19 protein-coding genes and 2 pseudogenes are annotated in these 18,463 nt (G+C 69.6%); 13 read left to right on the top strand and 8 right to left on the bottom strand.

Annotation, left to right across the window (positions count from 1 at the left end; translation table 11 throughout):
* The first annotated feature begins 21 nt into the window (after positions 1–21).
* Both ACZ3IC_RS16140 and ACZ3IC_RS16145 read left to right on the top strand, forming a co-directional pair.
* Positions 22–2,019, top strand: a complete 1,998-nt coding sequence (locus ACZ3IC_RS16140; protein ID WP_467416638.1) for an NAD-binding protein — start codon at positions 22–24, stop codon at positions 2,017–2,019.
* A 69-nt stretch (positions 2,020–2,088) separates the two neighbouring features.
* Entirely contained in the window at positions 2,089–2,664 is a 576-nt protein-coding gene (locus tag ACZ3IC_RS16145; protein ID WP_467416640.1) for a 3'-5' exonuclease, read from the top strand.
* A gap of 10 nt (positions 2,665–2,674) precedes the next feature.
* Here ACZ3IC_RS16145 and trpS read toward each other — a convergent pair whose 3' ends face one another.
* Both trpS and ACZ3IC_RS16155 read right to left on the bottom strand, forming a co-directional pair.
* A complete protein-coding gene (gene trpS, locus ACZ3IC_RS16150) occupies positions 2,675–3,721 on the bottom strand; it encodes a tryptophan--tRNA ligase (protein ID WP_467416641.1) in 1,047 nt (348 codons plus the stop codon).
* A 175-nt stretch (positions 3,722–3,896) separates the two neighbouring features.
* A complete protein-coding gene (locus ACZ3IC_RS16155) occupies positions 3,897–4,283 on the bottom strand; it encodes an ATP-binding protein (protein ID WP_467416644.1) in 387 nt (128 codons plus the stop codon).
* A gap of 581 nt (positions 4,284–4,864) precedes the next feature.
* Between ACZ3IC_RS16155 and ACZ3IC_RS16160 the strand changes: the two genes are divergently transcribed.
* Positions 4,865–5,698, top strand: a complete 834-nt coding sequence (locus tag ACZ3IC_RS16160) for a helix-turn-helix domain-containing protein (protein WP_467416721.1) — start codon at positions 4,865–4,867, stop codon at positions 5,696–5,698.
* Positions 5,699–5,713: 15 nt separating this feature from the next.
* A complete protein-coding gene (locus ACZ3IC_RS16165) occupies positions 5,714–5,923 on the top strand; it encodes a DUF397 domain-containing protein (RefSeq protein ID WP_467416645.1) in 210 nt (69 codons plus the stop codon).
* A 51-nt stretch (positions 5,924–5,974) separates the two neighbouring features.
* Here ACZ3IC_RS16165 and ACZ3IC_RS16170 read toward each other — a convergent pair whose 3' ends face one another.
* The 4 genes from ACZ3IC_RS16170 to ACZ3IC_RS16185 form a co-directional block, all read right to left on the bottom strand.
* The gene (locus ACZ3IC_RS16170; protein WP_467416646.1) at positions 5,975–6,385 is read right to left on the bottom strand and encodes a VOC family protein; all 411 of its coding nucleotides are present in this window, start codon (positions 6,383–6,385) and stop codon (positions 5,975–5,977) included.
* Between the two features lie 184 nt (positions 6,386–6,569).
* On the bottom strand, positions 6,570–6,752 hold the full coding sequence (locus ACZ3IC_RS16175) for a hypothetical protein (protein ID WP_467416649.1): 183 nt from the start codon (positions 6,750–6,752) through the stop codon (positions 6,570–6,572).
* Between the two features lie 80 nt (positions 6,753–6,832).
* Positions 6,833–7,972, bottom strand: coding sequence for a Fic family protein (locus tag ACZ3IC_RS16180; RefSeq protein ID WP_467416651.1), 1,140 nt, complete (start codon positions 7,970–7,972; stop codon positions 6,833–6,835).
* Positions 7,973–8,099: 127 nt separating this feature from the next.
* The gene (locus ACZ3IC_RS16185; protein WP_467416653.1) at positions 8,100–8,834 is read right to left on the bottom strand and encodes a DUF6461 domain-containing protein; all 735 of its coding nucleotides are present in this window, start codon (positions 8,832–8,834) and stop codon (positions 8,100–8,102) included.
* Positions 8,835–9,312: 478 nt separating this feature from the next.
* Here ACZ3IC_RS16185 and ACZ3IC_RS16190 point away from each other — a divergent pair, with 478 nt between their 5' ends.
* The 5 genes and pseudogenes from ACZ3IC_RS16190 to ACZ3IC_RS16210 all read left to right on the top strand — a co-directional run.
* Entirely contained in the window at positions 9,313–10,746 is a 1,434-nt protein-coding gene (locus ACZ3IC_RS16190) for an FtsW/RodA/SpoVE family cell cycle protein (RefSeq protein WP_467416655.1), read from the top strand.
* Positions 10,747–10,879: 133 nt separating this feature from the next.
* A complete protein-coding gene (locus ACZ3IC_RS16195) occupies positions 10,880–11,968 on the top strand; it encodes an LLM class flavin-dependent oxidoreductase (protein ID WP_467416658.1) in 1,089 nt (362 codons plus the stop codon).
* Between the two features lie 23 nt (positions 11,969–11,991).
* Complete coding sequence (locus tag ACZ3IC_RS16200; RefSeq protein WP_467416723.1) at positions 11,992–12,645, top strand: FMN reductase; 654 nt, start codon at positions 11,992–11,994, stop codon at positions 12,643–12,645.
* 140 nt (positions 12,646–12,785) lie between these two features.
* Positions 12,786–13,208, top strand: coding sequence for a universal stress protein (locus tag ACZ3IC_RS16205; RefSeq protein WP_467416726.1), 423 nt, complete (start codon positions 12,786–12,788; stop codon positions 13,206–13,208).
* A 39-nt stretch (positions 13,209–13,247) separates the two neighbouring features.
* Positions 13,248–13,441, top strand: a pseudogene (locus ACZ3IC_RS16210) (RNA-guided endonuclease TnpB family protein); the annotation flags it as partial.
* A gap of 15 nt (positions 13,442–13,456) precedes the next feature.
* Here the strand turns inward: ACZ3IC_RS16210 and ACZ3IC_RS16215 are convergent.
* On the bottom strand, positions 13,457–13,867 hold the full coding sequence (locus ACZ3IC_RS16215; protein ID WP_467416659.1) for a hypothetical protein: 411 nt from the start codon (positions 13,865–13,867) through the stop codon (positions 13,457–13,459).
* Between the two features lie 119 nt (positions 13,868–13,986).
* Between ACZ3IC_RS16215 and ACZ3IC_RS16220 the strand changes: the two genes are divergently transcribed.
* From ACZ3IC_RS16220 to ACZ3IC_RS16230, 3 genes are all read left to right on the top strand, one after another.
* Positions 13,987–14,871 (top strand): hypothetical protein, encoded by an 885-nt coding sequence (locus ACZ3IC_RS16220; RefSeq protein ID WP_467416661.1) that lies wholly within the window; start codon positions 13,987–13,989, stop codon positions 14,869–14,871.
* A gap of 90 nt (positions 14,872–14,961) precedes the next feature.
* A complete protein-coding gene (locus ACZ3IC_RS16225) occupies positions 14,962–15,909 on the top strand; it encodes an NADP-dependent oxidoreductase (protein ID WP_467416663.1) in 948 nt (315 codons plus the stop codon).
* A 200-nt stretch (positions 15,910–16,109) separates the two neighbouring features.
* Positions 16,110–16,358: a DUF2630 family protein gene (locus ACZ3IC_RS16230; RefSeq protein WP_467416664.1), complete on the top strand. Its 249-nt coding sequence runs from the start codon at positions 16,110–16,112 to the stop codon at positions 16,356–16,358.
* A 431-nt stretch (positions 16,359–16,789) separates the two neighbouring features.
* Here ACZ3IC_RS16230 and ACZ3IC_RS16235 read toward each other — a convergent pair whose 3' ends face one another.
* Positions 16,790–17,191 (bottom strand): RNA-binding S4 domain-containing protein, encoded by a 402-nt coding sequence (locus ACZ3IC_RS16235; RefSeq protein WP_467416667.1) that lies wholly within the window; start codon positions 17,189–17,191, stop codon positions 16,790–16,792.
* Between the two features lie 457 nt (positions 17,192–17,648).
* On the opposite strand from ACZ3IC_RS16235, the pseudogene ACZ3IC_RS16240 reads away from it, so the two are divergent.
* A pseudogene (locus ACZ3IC_RS16240) lies at positions 17,649–18,463 on the top strand (VWA domain-containing protein); the annotation flags it as partial.

Raw genomic sequence — 18,463 nt, forward strand, 5'->3', positions numbered from 1 at the left:
TACGACGGAGAGGAGCACGGCATGCTGGGTCTCGTGTCTACATTTCCCCAGCAGCCCCAACGCTCCCCGTTCAGCGGGCACATGGTCGTTTGCGGTGACGACGCACTGGCCCAGCGGCTCGCCGTGGAGCTGCGCTATGTGTACGGGGAGCGGGTCACCCTTGTTCTGCCGCCGGGGCGCGACGCACGCCGGCCGGAGCTGCCGCTGACCGGGCGGGGCCGGGCGGCGGCGCTGTTCGGGCGGATGTCGCAGGCGATGAACCGCAACGGCGGGCACACCGGCAACGGGTCCGCAGGTGCTCCCGGGAACGGCGACACCAACGCCGGGGTCGAGGCGGTACGCATCCTGGAGGCGCCGGAGCCGTCCGACGAGGTCTTCGAGGAGGCGGGCGTCGAGTCGGCCGCCGCACTGGCCCTGGTCTATGACGACGACGAGCGCAATATCCGCGCCGCGCTGACCGCCCGCCGTCTCAACCCCCGTGTCCGGCTGGTCATCCGGCTCTACAACCGCAAGCTGGGCCAGTACCTGGAGACCCTGCTCGACCAGGCCGCCGCCGTTACCGCCCCCGGCCTGGACCCGACCGCGCCGGACGCATCGACCACCGTTCTCTCCGACGCCGACACCGCCGCGCCCGCCCTCGCGGCAACCGCCCTCACCGGCTCCAGCAAGGTCATCCAGGCGGAGGGCCTGCTGCTGCGCGCCGCCGAACGGACCCCGCCCCAGGACGGCCGGATCGCCGACCCCGGTCTGTGCACCCTCGCGTTGCTCTCCTCCACCACCCATGACCCTGCGGGCACCGAGGGCTCCGACAGCAGCGGCGACGAAGGCCCCCAACTCCTGCCCGACGAACGGCAGGTGGCCGCCGCGACGGGCCGGCGCACGATCGTCCTGGAAGCGGTCAGCCAGGCGGGACCGGCCGGTCCGCCGCCCCGGATGGGCGGCAGGGGCGCACCGCTCAGCCAGTTCTTCTCCCGGCGGCTGCGCTGGTCGGCACTGGGCGTCGGCCTGGCCGTGGTGGGCCTCACCGTCGCCTCCACGCTCACCACCGGCGACGATCCGGTGCACGCTACGTATCTGACACTGCTGGACCTGTTCGCGATGGGCGACCCGGCGACCGGCGACCCCCTGGCCCGCCAGGTGATCCAACTCCTTTCGGGCGTCGCCGGGTTGATGCTGCTGCCGCTGCTCGTGGCGGGTGTGCTGGAGGCCTTCGGTTCGCTCCGTACGGCGTCGTCCCTGCGCCGCCCGCCACGCGGTCTCTCCGGCCATGTGGTGCTGCTCGGACTCGGCAAGATCGGTACGCGGGTCCTCGTCCGGCTACGTGAACTCGGCGTTCCCGTGGTGTGTGTGGAGGACGATCCGGACGCACGCGGCATCGCCGTGGCCCGGCGACTGCACGTGCCGGTGGTCCTCGGTGACGTCACGCAGGAGGGCGTACTGGAGGCGGCGAAGATCCAGCGCGCCCGCGCGCTCCTCGCCCTGACCAGCGCAGACACCACCAACCTGGAGGCCGCGCTGTACGCCCGCTCGGTCAAGCCGGACCTGCGCGTCACCCTGCGCCTGTTCGACGACGAGTTCGCCACCGCCGTCTACCGCACCCTGCGCACCGCCCACCCCCAGGCCCTGACCCGCTCCCGCTCCGTCTCCCACCTGGCCGCCCCGTCCTTCGCCGTCGCCATGATGGGCCGGCAGATCCTGGGCGCCATCCCGGTCGAGCGGAAGGTGATGCTGTTCGCGGCGGTCGAGGTGGCGGGGCACCACCAGTTGGAGGGCCGCACGGTGGAGCAGGCGTTCCAGGCGGGCGCCTGGCGGGTCCTCGCCCTGGACGCCACCCCGCCGGAGCACCGCCGCCCGGACCTGGCCACACCCACCCCGGCTTCCCCGGACCGCCCGTCGGGCCTGGTCTGGGACCTGCATCCCGGGTACGTACTGCGCCCCGAGGACCGCGTGGTGATCGCGGCGACCCGCCGGGGCCTGGCCGAACTGCTGCGCAGGCGAGGCTCGTTGACATACCACTGAGCCACGGGTGGCCGCGTGGCCCGCGGAATCCGGGTGCCGGCCCGCATCCCCGGCCCCTACCCTCCCCCCATGGAAACAGGACCGGAACCGGAACTCCTGAACGTCATCGACATCGAGGCGACCTGCTGGGACGGACAACCGCCACCCGGGGCGGTCAGCGAGATCATCGAGATCGGGCTGACGGTCGTCGACCTGCGGTCGGCGGAGAGGGTGGCGCGCCACCGGATCCTGGTCCGCCCGGCCCGGTCCACCGTCAGCGCGTTCTGCACGGAGCTGACCGGACTGACCCAGGCCGAGGTGGGCACGGGCCTCCCCTTCGCCGACGCCTGCCGACTGCTGGCGGCCGAGCACCGGGCCGGGGCACGCCCGTGGGCCAGCTGGGGCGACTACGACCGCAACCAGTTCACCCGCCAGTGCCGGGCCACCGGAACCCGATACCCGTTCGGCCACCGCCACACCAACGCGAAGCTCCCCTTCACCGAAAGCTACGGCCTGCGCAAGCGCCCCGGCATGGCCCAGGCCCTGCGCATCGCGGGTCTCCCCCTGGAGGGCCGCCACCACAGCGGCGCGGACGACGCCTGGAACATCGCGGCACTGATCCTGGAGGTGGCGGCCCGGGGCGCCTGGCCGGAAGCCACCACCTGACCGCTCGCCGCTACAGCGCGCCGCCCATCACCCCCCGCACCTCGTCCAGCGTGGCCCCGGCAATCTCGTTGGCGCGCTCGTTGCCGGCCCGGAGCACCGACCGTACGTACGCCATGTCCTGCGCGTACTCCGCCCGACGGGCCCGGATGGGCGCCATCCGGCTGTTGACGGCGTCGGTCACCGTCCGTTTGAGGGCGGCGGCACCCCCGCCGCCGATCTCCTCGGCCACGGCGTGCGGATCGCGGTCCATGCAGAACGCCGCCAGCGACACCAGCGAGGACACCCCGGGCCGGGTCTCCGGTTCGTACGTGATGTACCGCTCGGCATCCGTTTTCGCGCCCTTGATCAGCCGGGCCGTCTCATCCGCGTCGGCACCCAGCGCGATGGAGTTGCCCCGGCTCTTGCTCATCTTGGTGCCGTCGGTGCCGAGGAGGAGCGGCGCGTCGGAGAGCAGTGCGTCCGGTTCCGGGAAGACCGCCCCGTACCGCTCGTTGAAGCGCCGGGCGACGGTTCGCGTGACTTCGAGGTGCGGCAGCTGGTCCTGCCCGACCGGCACCAGGTTTCCCTTGCAGAAAAGGATGTCTGCGGCCTGGTGCACGGGGTACGTGAACATCAGCCCGCTGACGGCCGACTGCCGGGAGTGCGCGATCTCGTCCTTGACGGTGGGGTTGCGGTTCAGCTCGGCGACGGAGACCAGGCTCAGGAACGGCAGCATCAGCTGGTTGAGCGCGGGTACGGCGCTGTGGTTGAAGACCGTCGAGCGTTCCGGGTCGATCCCGACGGCCAGATAGTCCAGCAGCATCCCCTCCATGTACTCGCCGAGCCGGTCGGCGACGTCCCGGTCGGTGAGCACCTGGTAGTCGGCGATGATCACGAAGACGTCCACCCCGAGCTCCTGGAGCCGGACGCGGTTGTGGAGGGTGCCGAAGTAGTGCCCGAGGTGCAGGGGCCCGGTGGGCCGGTCCCCGGTCATCACCCGGAACTTCTCCGGGGCCTGCCGGATCCGCGCCTCCAGCTCGGCGGCGCGCTGCTCGGTCGATGCGGTGGCGATGCTCATGGGGTCTCTCTCCTCGCGATGCTTGTTGCGTGGAGGACGGCCCGCCGTGTTCACCGGCTTCCGTACCCGTACGAGGGCAACGAAAAGGGCCGTCCATATCGAACGGCCCTGGTTCCGTGCAGATGAGGCGGCCGCTCCTAGGAGGAGCGCCACCAGTTTCGGCACGGTACGGAGGTCATGGAGTGAGCTTAACGGAACCGAACTCCGCCCACACGACCTTTCCCGGCCCGCACCGCGCCCCGTACCCCCAGCGGTCCGCCAGCGCATCCACCAACACCAGTCCCCGCCCACCACACGCTCCGGGCTCCGGCTCGCGCACCTCCGGCGGCGCATTCGAGGCATCGTGCACCTCGATCCGCACACCTTCGCCCAACGGCCGGAACCGGGTCTCAATCTCCCGCCCCGGCGAGACCTGGGCGTGCTGCCCGGCGTTGGTCAGCAACTCGGACAGCACGAGCACCGCGGGCTCCTCCCACTCCGAGAGCCCCCAGCCCGCAAGCGCGGTACGCAGTTCTGCCCTGGCCAGCGAAACACAACGCGGATGCCGGCTCCAACGCAGCACGACGGCACGATCCGCCGTCCCGCTCACCGGCCCACCACCACACCGAGAACCGGGCTCGGCCCCGCCTCGATCCCCTGCTGAGCCAGCCACCACACCCGCCGCCGCTCCCGCCGAAGCCGATTCTCGGCACGCTCGCAGCGGGCGAACTCAACTTTCTGGACGTTCAGTTGACGCCTTGGGTGGACGGGGAAGCATGGGCGTACGGGGTCGCCACCCCGCCGCTCGCTGCCTGGGAGTCGACTTAAGAGACACCGGAGTGGTTCGAGCAAACGGCCGATAAGGTTCAACACGTTGACGCTCCTTCGTAAGCGTTGGCCATGCCCCCGGACCGGTGCCACGGTCGCGGGGGTCCTTGCTGAGACAGCACAAGCCGCCACAGCACCCCGCTGTGATCGAAAATCCACAGACGGTGACTGCGCGTTCGGCATGCTCTTGCACACACGGAGAATGCAAGGATTGCGTACTACTGCCATGCGTTCGAGGTGATTTGAGGCGTCACGCAGTGACCATCCACACTCGCGGGTACCACCCAGGCAGCGAAGGGACGCAGCGTGCCGGAAAAGCGACAACGACCGCCCACCGTGAGGCTCCGCCGTCTGGCCGCCGAACTACGCCGGCTCCGAGCCGCAGCAGACCTGACACGCGAAGACGTGGCCAAGGCGACGGGCATCAACGAGGCGACCCTCTACCGCGTCGAGAAGGCACGCGCCCGGCCGCAGAAGCGGACTCTGATCGCTCTTCTGGATCTCTACGCGGCGAACGAGGCGCAGCGTGCCGATCTCCTGGCGGTCCAGAACGGTTCCAACGACCAGGGCTGGCTGCGTCCGTACCACTCGGAGTTGCCCGAGGAGTACACCGCCTACATCGGCTTCGAGAGCGAAGCCCGCACCATCCGCAACTACGAGTCTCTCTTCATCCCAGGACTTGCCCAGACAGAGTCCTACGCCCGTGCGGTGGTCAGAGGCGTGTTGCCGACCGCCAGCAGAAAGGAGGTGGAACAGCGCGTCCAAGCTCGCGTGGAGCGGCAGGCATTGCTCACCAAGAAAGACCCGCTTCAGCTCTGGGCCATCGTGGACGAAGCCGCGGTGCGACGCCTCGTGGGCGGAAGCGAAGTGATGCGAACACAGGCCAGGCACCTGCTCCAGCTGGCGGAAGAGCCCAACATCACCATCCAGGTGATCCCGTTCGAAAAAGGCGCTCACGCGGGCATGACGGGCAACTTCGTCCACATGGATTTCCCGGATCCCGCAGACCCGGAACTGGTCTACGTGGACACACCCGCCGGAGATCTCTTCCTGGAGTCCGAAGCGGAAATGCGACGTTACAAGTCGATGTTCGAGCATCTTCAGGCCGTGGCACTGGGACCGGACGAGAGTGCTGATCTGCTGATTAGAGTTGCAGAAGCGAGAGACTGAGAGCAGGTGTTGAGAGTGCAGCACGAACGCACGCAGCTCACGTGGCGGAAGAGTAGCCACAGCAGCGGCAACGGACAGTGTCTTGAGGTGGGCGATGGCGTGCCGGACGTCATGCCTGTACGAGACAGCAAGAACGCTCAGGGGCCCCTGCTCGTCTTCGGCAACCGCGCCTGGTCGGCGTTCCTGGCCGAAGTGAAGGCAGGCACCCTCGCCACCGGCGCCTGACGCTCAACGCATGGGTGGAACACGTGCGTAGGTGAAGGCAGGGTGTGACGGTCAGGAGTTGGACCAGTCGCGCGTGCAGAGGACGAGCCGATAGCCGTCCGGGTCCTCGACGGTGACGCCCCATTCGTTCCAGTACGGGTTCGGCGACCGCACACACCTGCCTCCGTGGTCCCGCAGCCGGTCCACCAGTTCTTGTGGCACGGGCTCGTCGAGATAGAGGACGAGCAGGTCCTCGTCGGTGGGACGGGGTTCGACGGGGTGGCCACCGCCGTGGACGAGTTCGAGGTGCCAGGACGCGTCCGGATGCCCCACCATGAGCAGATCGTGCGCCCCGGGTTCCCGGCCCGCCTCGGCGCGGAACAGGACCGTCAGCCCGAGTCCCCCCACCCAGAACCGCTCGGCCGCGGCGAGGTCACGGGACGGCCGGGCAAGACGAACATGGCTCTGGCCGGTGATCGGCACAAGGCTCTCCTCTCCGACAACGGCACGCCCGTCTGCGCACCGGGTCCGCAGCGTAGGCCGCCGGCCCCCTCTCCCACATCGGCACAACTTCCTGATTCCCGCGGCCGATCTCCTGCGGCCGAAGACCTACGCCCCCTCCGGGGCATCGAGGTAGCCGCTTCCGAACAGGCCAGGAGCACGAGCCTCACGGGTACGCCGCCGTGTGGGCGGCGCCCCCGTGGTGGCCGCCCAGGACCTCGGCGGCCCGGAAGCGCTCGGGACGCTCGGCCTCGGCCCTGATGTCCTCGACCCGGGCCAGGGCCGGCGCGGCAGGGCGGCGGCCCACCGCGATCGCCGCGTCCGGGCGCGCATGTGCTTGGACAGCCATGTCTTCCGCCCCCCCGCCGCGCTCCAGGCGGCGTGTGGCCTCCGCATCCGGTCCAGCCCCGGCGAGCCAGAGGGCTGTCGCTACGCGGCGTACGGATCGCTGATGGTGTGGTGTCGCCGGGCTGTGGCCAGCACCCGTTCCGGGAACCGCGGGCCTGCGACGTAATGGCGGCCCTTCGTCCGGCCCACGGCGGTGAGTAGCTGGGCCTTGGTCAGCGCCTGCAGGTCACGCGTCGCCTGCTGGGTGTTGATCGCTTCGGCCTTCTCGTAGCGGGAGCGGCGCACCCGCCCCGCCATCGCCACCTCGTGGAGCGCCGTCACCTGTCGTTCGGTGATCCCGTGCGCGTCGGCCTCTTCCATGAGCTGCGTCCAGCAGTCGTTGGACCGGTCGACACGACGCTGCACCCGCTGCGTCTGCTGGTGGTAGGCGAGAAGATTGAACTTGATCCAGGGCAGTGTGTCCCGCTCCGGCGACCAGACGGGGCCTCCGACCTCGCGCAGCACCTTGTAGTAGTCCCAGGTGTTGCCCGGCATGCCCAGCCATTCCTCGATCGAGGAGAACTCGGGTGCGAGGACTCCGCCCCGGGCGATCAGAAGCGTCTGCAGAGAACGGGACATGCGGCCGTTGCCGTCGGACCAGGGGTGGATCTTCACCAGGTTCAGATGGGCCATCGCAGCGCGGATCAGGACATGGCTGTCGAGGTCGCCGTCGTTGAGCCAGTCGACGAGCTCGCTCATGAGGCCGGGGAGCAGGTCCTGGTCCGGGCCTTCGTAGTCGGTGGCGAGTTCATCGCCGGGGGCGGTGATACGGATGGAGGTCCTGCGCCACTGGCCGGCGACCTTGCGCGGGTGGTGATGGCCCTGGAGCATCCAGTGGAGGCTGTTGAGGATTTCCTTGCTGTATCGGAAGTCGGTGACATCGTGGAGCGACTGGATGTACGTCATGGCCTGCTGATAGGCCAGCGTCTCCGCCTTGTTCTCGTCGCTGGTCTCGACCTCGCGCTCACCGTCCATGAGGTCTGCGACATCTGCGGCAGCAACCCGGTAACCCTCGATGGTGTTCGACGCCGCGATGGCGCTGGCCGTCAGCGCCTTGCGTAGATCGAGTGTCCATTTCATCGGGGCCTGCTGCACCGCAAACCGCAGCCGCTCGCGCATCGCATCGACCTGTTCCAGGATCTGAAGGTCGAGTGAGTCCAGGCGGGGCATCCCATACAGCATGATGCAATGATACCAAGCTTCTATCATTCGATGCACGAGTTGCGACCTCCCCGAGGGACCGGGTGCGTGCAGCCCGTGCGGTGAGTACCGGCCGAACCGGAGCCGGCGGCGTAGAAACCAGTCCTCTCTACTCCTCGATCTCGGTGCCGTACGTGTGCTGGGTGGTGGGGGCGTTAAGGACGCGCCGCATGGCAGACGGCGGAGGTGTCTGAGGCAGGAAAGTGCCCAACGCGCGCCCTAGCAGCCGACGGGCTCCAGGGTAAGGGCGGCGTGGCGGGTCGGGGGTTCGGCTGCTGTCTTCGAGCCGCAGGGTGAGCAGGGGGCCGTTGAGGGTGCCGGTGTCGAGTACGGCCCTGGTGTGGTGGGCTACGGCTTCCAGCACGGGAACAAGGCCGGGGTACTCCTCGGTCGATGCGTCGAGTCGTTCCTGCACCGCATCCCACCAGGGGTGCGGATGATTCGGTTTGGTGTGGGTGAAGCCGGGCTCGAACCGCTCGGTGCACTGTCCGTCACGCCAGTGAGCGAAGCCGTTCATGCCGTCCCCACCCAGCAAGACGCTGAAGGTCTCCGTGCCGTGGGACAGCGCGGACAGGGGACCTGGCATCATGCCCATGGCCCCGTAGTCCTCAAAGCAGAACGACCAGTCGCCCAGCGCCCCGGCACGCAGAACTGATCCCTCCGGCAGGCTGCTGTCGTACAGATGGGCGGCTTGCTGTCGGGTGAGGAACTGGGCGGTTCGTGCGTCAGCCCCGTACCGGGCGAGTACGTCTTCCGGTGTGATGCCGCGGGCGAAGGTCACGCACCACATCACGGCGTGCGGATCTTCGGCCCATGCCCACGGCCTGGTCGTGGAGTCCTGCACGGGTATCTCCTCTGGCTGCTACGGGTTGGGGCCCGAGGACTGTCCTGGGGCCCCGCCGTGGTGGTGCTGCGATGTGTGTCAGGCAACGATGTGACGCTGTACTTCTCGGTGTCGAGGACGCGCTCGTTCGTCACGAACGCACCGTACTTGCCGCCGGCGGACTCGTTGGCGTCCAGGCCCGGTGGCCCACCGGCCGAGCGGTACATCGACGGGCGTAGCCGACCTGTCCCGGAGCTGCTGGTCACCAACGGCACCCCGGGCACCACAGGAACCACAGACGCTTCCTTCACGTCTAGAGCGACAACCCAGGCCACAGCGCCGCCGACTCCGTCGGCTTCGACGTCGCCGCCCCCGTCCCCATCCAGGACCGCTACCGCACCCACTCCCAGCCCCGGTCTCTCGAAGGAGGAGCAGAAGGTCGTCTCGCTGTGCGGTCAGCAGTCAGCAGTGGGCAAGCCGTGAGAGGCCCTGTCGCACGATGAGCAGTCCTACGAACACGTCGACGCACCACACGTCGACGATCGGCGCGCCGAGCCGGCGCAACACCGAGCTCGCGCTGCTGGTGTTCGCCGTCGTCGTCCCAGTGCTCGCCTACGTCAACGTGGGCCTGGCCATCAACAACCGGGTACCGTCCGGCCTGTTGAGCTACGGCCTGGGCCTGGGCCTGCTCGCCGGTGTCGCCCATCTCGTCGTACGGAAGTCCGCGCCGTACGCGGACCCGCTGCTGTTGCCGCTGGCCACGCTGCTGAACGGACTCGGCCTGGTCGCCATCTGGCGGCTGGACCAGTCCGAGCTGTTGCAGTCGATCAAGCAGGCGGGAACAGCCGCGCCACGGCAGCTGATGTACACGGCGATGGGCATCGCGCTGTTCATCCTGGTGCTGATGTTCCTCAAGGACCACCGTGTCCTGCAGCGCTACACCTACATCTCCATGGTGGGTGCGCTGTTTCTGCTGCTGCTTCCGCTGGTCCCGGGCCTTGGCGCCGACATATACGGCGCCAAGATCTGGATCCGCGTCGGCAGCTTCAGCATTCAGCCCGGTGAGTTCGCGAAGATTGCGCTCGCGGTCTTCTTCTCCGGCTATCTGATGGTCAAGCGCGACGCGCTGGCCCTGGCCAGCCGCCGCTTCATGGGCCTGTACCTGCCGCGCGGCCGTGACCTCGGCCCGATCCTGGTCGTCTGGTTCCTCTCGATCCTGATCCTGGTCTTCGAGACCGACCTCGGCACGTCGCTGCTGTTCTTCGGAATGTTCGTCATCATGCTGTACGCCGCCACCGAGCGGACCAGCTGGATGGTCTTCGGTCTGCTGATGTCCGCGGTCGGCGCCGTCGGCGTCGCTTCCTTCGAGCCGCACGTCCAGCAACGTGTCCAGGCCTGGCTCGACCCCATGCGCGAGTACATGCTCAGCCGCCAGGACGTGCTCGGTCACTCCGAGCAGTCGATGCAGGCGCTGTGGGCGTTCGGCTCCGGCGGCACCCTCGGCACCGGCCTCGGCCAGGGCCGCTCCGACCTCATCCGGTTCGCCTCCAACTCCGACTTCATCCTCGCCACCTTCGGCGAGGAACTGGGCCTGACGGGCATCATGGCGATCCTGCTGATCTACGGCCTGATCGTGGAGCGCGGCATACGCACCGCCCTCGCGGCCCGCGACCCGTTCGGCAAACTGCTCGCCATCGGCCTGTCGGGCGCATTCGCGCTACAGGTCTTCGTCGTCGCCGGCGGTGTGATGGGCCTGATCCCGCTGACCGGTATGACGATGCCGTTCCTGGCGTACGGCGGATCCTCCGTCATCGCCAACTGGGCCCTCGTCGGCATCCTGATCCGCATCAGCGACACCGCACGCCGCCCCGCGCCCGCTCCCGACCCCGCCCCCGACCCCGATGCCGAGATGACCCAGGTGGTGCGCCCGTGACGTGCCGCCCGTGCCTCCCGCTCCCGCCCCGGCCCGGCCCACCCCGCCGGAATAGGTCAGGGGGGTGCCCCGTTGTAGGGTGTGCACGTAGTTCAATATTCAACAACGGCCATCAGCTCTGGAGGCGGGCGCCATGGAGTTCGGGATCTTCACCGTCGGAGACGTCACCACCGACCCGACGACCGGCAGGACACCGAGCGAGAACGAGCGGATCAAGGCCACGCTCGCCCTCGCGCAGAAGGCGGAGGAGGTCGGCCTGGACGTCTTCGCGACCGGCGAGCACCACAACCCGCCGTTCGTCCCGTCCTCGCCGACGACCACGCTCGGCTACATCGCCGCCCGCACCGAGAACCTGATCCTGTCCACGTCCACGACGCTGATCACCACCAACGACCCGGTGAAGATCGCCGAGGACTACGCCACGCTCCAGCACCTCGCGGACGGCCGCGTCGACCTGATGATGGGCCGCGGCAACACCGGACCGGTCTACCCCTGGTTCGGCAAGGACATCCGCCAGGGCATCCCGCTCGCCGTCGAGAACTACGCCCTGCTGCACAAGCTGTGGCGCGAGGACGTCGTCGACTGGGAGGGCAAGTTCCGTACGCCGCTGCAGTCCTTCACCGCGACCCCGCGCCCGCTGGACGGCGTCCCGCCGTTCGTCTGGCACGGCTCCATCCGCTCCCCGGAGATCGCGGAGCAGGCCGCGTACTACGGCGACGGGTTCTTCCACAACAACATCTTCTGGCCCATCGAGCACACGAAGAAGATGGTGAACCTGTACCGGCAGCGGTACGCGCACTACGGGCACGGCACCGCGGAGCAGGCCATCGTCGGCCTCGGCGGCCAGGTGTTCATGCGGAAGAACTCGCAGGACGCGGTACGGGAGTTCCGCCCGTACTTCGACAACGCACCGGTCTACGGGCACGGTCCTTCCCTGGAGGACTTCTCCCGGCAGACGCCGCTGACCGTCGGCTCCCCGCAGGAGGTCATCGAGCGGACCCTGTCCTTCCGGGATGCCGTCGGCGACTACCAGCGCCAGCTGTTCCTGATGGACCACGCGGGGCTGCCGCTGAAGACGGTCCTGGAGCAGCTCGACATCCTCGGCGAGGAGGTCGTCCCGGTGCTGCGCAAGGAGTTCGCCAACCTGCGGCCCGCCGGAGTCCCGGACTCCGCCCCCGTGCACCCGGCCGTCGCCGCCCGCGCGGCCACGAAGGAGGTCTGACCACCGTGTCCACCACGTCCAGCGTGTTCGCCACCGAGCCCCTGCGGATCGTCGCCGTGTCGGCGGGGCTGAGCAGCCCGTCCTCGACCCGGCTGCTGGCCGAGCGGCTGGCCGGCGCCGCACGCGAGCGGCTGATGGCCGAGCAGGGCCGCACGGTCGAGGTCCAGGTGATCGAACTGCGTGACCTGGCCGTCGACATCGCCAACCACCTGGTCACCGGGTTCCCGCCGGCCGCCCTGGACGGGGCGATCAAGGCGGTGGCGGAGGCGGACGGGCTGATCGCCGTCTCGCCCGTCTTCACCGCGTCGTACAGCGGGCTGTTCAAGTCGTTCTTCGACCTGATCGACAACACGGCGCTGACCGGCAAGCCCGTCGTCATCGCGGCGACCGGCGGCACCGCCCGCCACTCGCTGGTCCTGGAGCACGCGATGCGTCCGCTCTTCGCCTACCTGCGGGCCACCGTCGTACCGACCTCCGTGTACGCGGCGTCGGAGGACTGGGGCTCGTCCGGCGACGAGTACACCGACGGCCTGCCGTCCCGCATCCGGCGGGCGGGCGGCGAGCTCGCGACCATGATCGCGGGCGGCCGGGCGGTCTCCGGGGCGTCGAGGGCGCTCGGTCTCGACGACGAGGTCGTGCCGTTCGAGCAGCAGCTCGCCGACCTCCGGCTGGACTGAGCCGGAGGTCGGCCCGCCTGAGGGGACCCGCCACTCGAAGGCCTGTCCGGTTTGATTAGAGTTGGACCGAAAGATGCGTCGTGCGGAATTTTCTCGCACGACGCCTCTGCGCACTGAGCCGAACCGAGCTGGAGGCAGAGATGGGCAGGATCGTGGTGGGCGTTGACGGCTCCGAGTCGTCGATCAAGGCACTGCACTGGGCCGTACGCCAGGCGGAACTGACCGGTGACACGGTGGAGGCTGTCAACAGCTGGGAGTACCCCGCGACCAGCTGGGCGTCCATGATGCCGGGCATGCCGGAGGACTTCGACCCGCAGGCGGTGGCGACCGTGGCCCTCACCGAGGCACTGGAGGAGGCCCTGGGCGCCGAGGGCGCGGCCGCGGTCAGCAAGGTCGTGGTGATCGGCAGCCCGGCCCAGTCCCTGCTGGAACGTGCCAAGGGCGCGAACCTGCTGGTCGTCGGGGCTCGTGGCTACAGCGGCTTCAAGGCGACCCTGCTCGGCTCGGTCAGCCTCCATGTCACCCAGCATGCACCGTGCCCGGTGACGGTCGTACGCGACTGAACGCGACCGTGTGCGGATGAGGACATGAGGAAGGGCCCGCGCCGAGCGCGGGCCCTTCCTCACTCTCAGAGCGAACCTACTCGTGCACCGCGTGCGGAGCCGTATCCCCCAGGGCCAAGAACTCCGCCCGTGTGATGCTCGTCCGGGCCGGCCTCAACCCGGCTGGTGCTGATCGTGCAAGAGCAGACGGACCGCCGGTCCGCAGCCAGCGTGAGCCCGGAATCCCTTCCCTTCAAGAGGGGAGGACGTCAAGTCTGCTCGTGCGTGTAGAAGATGTAGAACGTCGTGATGAACATCCCGAGGCCGACCGACAGTCCCAGCGCCGAGGACCGCAGCACGCTCGAACCGGTCAGCCCGACCAGCAGGCCGATCGCCGCGGACGTCAGCGCGCCATACGCCACCGCCCGCACCAGGGGCATCATGGTGTGCTGGATCCGGCCCAGCGCGAAGCAGAGAACCGCGAGGACCACCGCACCGATCAGGCCGTACCAGAACTGCCGGGCGCCGCTCGCGCCGTTGTTGCGGAGGATGAACGACGCGTAGAGGCCGTAGGCCGCGCCCAGCGTGACGGGTATGGCCCAGGCGAGCGTGCTGAGCCGGCGTGCACGTGCTCCGGATCCGGACCGTCCGCGTGTCGGCGTTGCTGCATGAGTGGCCATGGCGGAGAGCTCCTTCCGTCGCCCCTTTTCCCTCCAGAGCACACCCGGCCGCCCCGCCCGGCAACTCGGACGGCGTACGGCCCGGGGCGCGCCGCTTCCGTACGGGATTTCCTGGAGGGATGCGGACGTATCTCTCGACGGCTCCGACGGTGGTGGCACTGGTACTGCTCGCCGTCCTCGTCCCGCTGAGCGCACTCTCCGCCTGGGTGGACCTGGAGATCGACAACACGGACCGTTACGTCGCCGCGGTGGCCCCGCTCGCCTCCGACCCCGAGGTGCAGAACACTGTCAGCGACCTCATCACCGACGGGGCGATGAAGCAGATCGACGCCGGGCCGCTCCAGGACACCGTGCGGGGCTTCCTGCACGAGGCGGTGATGTCCTTCACCACCACCGATGCCTTCCAGGCTGTGTGGAACGCCGCCAACCGCACCGCCCACGAGGCCGTCACCGCCGCACTGCACGGCGACACCGGTGAGGCCGTGACCATCGATCTGGCGCCCGTGACCGAGCAGGTCAAAAAGAACCTGGAGGCGAACGGGGTGCCGTTCGCCGACCGGATCCCGGTCCAGCACACCGACATCACGATCGTCTCCGCCGACCGCGCCGACCAGCTGCGCCAGACCTTCCGGTGGCTGCGGACCGGCAGCGTCTGGCCCGCCGTGGGCACGGTCGTGTGCACCGTCCTGGCCGTGGCCGTGGCCTGGGTGCGCGGCGGACCGGGGCGCAGGCGCTCGGCACGCGCCGCGCTCTCGGCCACGGCGGTGGCCGGGATCGGCTTCGCGCTCGGGGCGCTCGTGCTGCGCGTCGTGATCGCGGTCGCCCGCGACCGGGCGCTGGCCGAGGTGCCGAACAGCGAGACGGCCGGTGCGGCAGCGGTGTACGACGCGCTGACGAGCTCATTGCGCACGACGGCGTGGATCGTGTTCGGTACGGGGCTGGCGGTGGCGCTGTGCGCGGTGCTCGGGCGGCAGTGGGCGGGCCGGGGACGGACGGGGCCGTAGCGGGACCGGGTTCGACGTGCGGCGGCGGGCGGGCCGGGGAAGAGTGGTTGTCGTGACTGCTGGATCGGGGACGACTGAGAGGTCTTCCGTATGCGAGCCATAGCCGTCAGCGCATTCCGGGCCGACCCCGCACTGGTCGAGATACCCAAGCCGGAGCCGGAAGCCGGTGAGGTGCGGGTCAGGATCGAATACGCCGCACTCAACCCGTGCGACTGGCAGGCCGCACAGGGCTCCCTGGATGACGGACTCGCCCCGCGTGTGTTCCCGCTGATCGTCGGTGTGGACTTCGCGGGCCGGGTGGACATGATCGGCAGCGGCGCGAACCGTTTCCGGGTCGGTGACCAGGTCTTCGGCCGGGTCACCGGGCCGGGGGCCGGCACCGGTACCTACTGCGAATACGTGTCCGTACCGCAGGACTCCGCCATCACCCTCGTGCCGCCCGGCCTCCCCCTCCGGACCGCGGCAGCACTGCCGTCCGCCGGGATGACGGCCGCCCAGATCCTGGAGATCGCGGTGCTCCGCGGCCATGAGAGCCTGCTGGTCATCGGGGCGGCGGGCGGCGTCGGCAGCTATCTGACCCAGCTCGCGTCGGCCCGCGACGTACGCGTGATCGCGGCCGTGCGCGGCGATGAACACAAGCGGATGGCGGCCCTGGGCGCCACCGCCACGATCGACACCATGGACCGCCCCTTCGAAGGGGCGGTACGGGAGACCTGCCCGGACGGCGTCGACGCACTGGTCGACCTGGTCTCCACGACCCCGGACGCCTTCGCCGCCCGTGCCACGCTGGTACGCGGCGGCGGGATCGCCCTCACCACGCGGGGCGTCGCCGCCGGGGCCGCTCTCCCCGCGGATGTGACCGGCATCGACTTCCGGCTCGAACCCAACCCGGTCCTGCTCGACGTCCTGGCCGAGGGCGCCGCCGAGGGCGTACTGCGCGTGCCCATCGACATCGAACTCCCCCTGGAGAAGGCCCCGCAGGCCCTCGACCTAAACCGTACGGGCGGCGCACGCGGCAAGACCGTCATCGCGCTCTGAGAGCCTGTCGGGTGACCTCCGGTCGGATAGCGGACGCGGGCTCGTGCGTGCGATTCCAAGGCGGAGGAGGGAGTCAACGCGGAGCGTTGGTGACTGACGACAACGCGGGAAGCGTGCGTGCCAGGGCGTGGCCGCCCGGTCGGAGGTCACCCGACAGGCTCTGAGCCCCCACCGCGTGCACGGGAGCCGAAGGAGGCGTCATGGACGACCAGGAACGCGACATCATCGACAACATCGGCGTCCTCATCTCCGAGGAACGGAACCTGCGCAACCGCTCCGCCCACATGGGCCTCACCGAGGACGAGAAGTCCCGTCTGCGTGCGGTGGAGATCCGGCTCGAGCAGTGCTGGGACCTGCTGCGACAGCGCCGCGCCCTCAGTGAGTTCGGCGAGGACCCGTCCGCGGCGAAGGTCCGGCCGGCCGACGAGGTCGAGGGTTACCGGGGCTGAACGCACGACACAGGGGGTTCACAACTGCTGGTCCAGTACCTTGTTTTGGCGAACATGGGCACGATTGAGTGAACGGTGTTCCGGTCTGTGGGTGTGCCTGACTGGGTGTGCGTAACGTGTGCATCGCGATCTGGGACGCCGGGGGTGGTGTCAGCAGTCGGGGCCCCCGTATCACCGGAGTGATGGTTCGGGGCCTCCCCGTCGCCTTTGGCCACACCCACATGGCCAGGTCGTAGGGATTCCGCCCACCTGGGACGGACCGCATACGTGATATGCGTCGCCGACCAGGACGTGAAAGCGGAGGACCAGTGCGCCCAACACCGTTCGGGGCGTGCCGGTGAGACAGGACTCACTCCTGCTCACTGCCCAGGAACGGTTTCAGCCCGTCCGGCGCTTGAGGACAAGGCGGCCACGGACGGCCCGTCACCACGTCACTCCGCCGGCCCGACCCCCCGCAACCGTTCCATCTCGCGCCGGTCCCGCTTCGTCGGCCGCCCCGCCCCCCGGTCCCTTACCGGAACCTGGATCGCGACCTCGCGCGGCGGCGGAGGCGGGCTGTTGTCGATGAAACACTCCGCCGCCACCGGAGGGCCGACCCTCTTCCTCACGATCTTCGACACGACGACAATCCGGTCCCGGCCCGCGTGCCGCAGCCGCACCTCGTCGCCGACGTGCAACGCCTGGGCGGGCTTGGCGCGCTCGCCGGCGACCTTCACATGTCCCGCGCGGCAGGCGGCAGCGGCCTGCGAACGGGTCTTCGTCAGCCGGACCGACCAGATCCAGACGTCGACCCGAACGCTTCCCTCCGCCTGCGGCGCCTCACCGGAAACCATGCACCCGACTCTAGTGCGGCACGCGCGCCGACGGGGTAGCCGCCTGGGCGGCGGTGGCACCGGCTGCCGGCGCGAGGCCGGAAGCATCGCCCCTGTGCGCAACGGCACAGGCCGCGAGACGTGTTCGGCGGAATCGCTTTCCCATGTGGAATTCCTTCTCGCAGCGCATGCGGATAACGGACAACGGTGCGCCTGACCACTCGTAGACACGCCGCCCAAACACGCTGACAAGGTAAATCAAGACCGCGTGGGCACATTTGAACGACGCACATCAGGCCCGCACCGCACGCGCACAGGACTTGGTCAGGGTTCGGTCGCGGCTCAGTTGCCCCACGGGCGGGCCGCGCCACCGAACGGCCGGATCCGGCCGCTAACCTTACGTATCCGCCCTGGCCAGGGATGAATTCCCGCAGGGTCGGACATTTATCGCACCCAACTCACGCGAAAGGCCTCGCCCATGGGCATTCGGAGCTTGCTGCGCAAGGTGTTCGGCCGCGACCGCGCGGAGCAGGACGCGCCGGCGCCGACGGCCACGGTCCCGCCCCAGACCGAACGCACCGCGCCCGCGGAGTCGGAGCCGGTCGCAGCGACGGCGACGGCGGCGGTGGACGAGCCGGCTGCGGAGACCGCCTCGGTGCGCGAAACCGCCCCGGCCACCAAGGCCGCGGTACCGGCCCCCGCCTCTCCCCGTTCCGGCGACAGCGGTCTGGCGTCGGACCTGGTGGCGGCGGCCTTCGACAAGGCGTCCATCCTGACGGTCCCGGCACAGGGCTCGGCCCCGAAGCCGAAGCCGGCGGAGCCGGAGGTTGTCGAGCCGGTGGCTGCGGAAGCCGACGAGGTCGAGGTCGAGCCGGTCACTGCGGAGCCGGAGCCGACGGCTGCACCCGCCGCCGAGCCCGAGCCCATCGCCGCCGAAACCGAGCCGGAGGCCCGGCCCGCCACCGCCGAGACCGAGCCGGAACCCGCACCCGCCACTGAGGTCGAGCCGGAAGCCACACCCACCGCCATCGAAGCCAAGGCCCCCACCGAACCGGAACCCGAGGCCGAGACCCCCACCGAGCCCGAGGCCGCACCCGCCACTGAGGTCGAGCCGGAAGCCACACCCACCGCCATTGAGGCCAAGGCCCCCACCGAGCCCGAGCCCATCAAGGCCGAGGCTCCCACCGAGCCCGAGCCCGCACCCGCCACTGAGGTCGAGCCGGAAGCCACACCCACCGCCATCGAAGCCAAGGCCCCCACCGAACCGGAACCCGAGGCCGAGACCCCCACCGA

It is taken from the genome of Streptomyces sp. NPDC002958 (assembly GCF_055563255.1).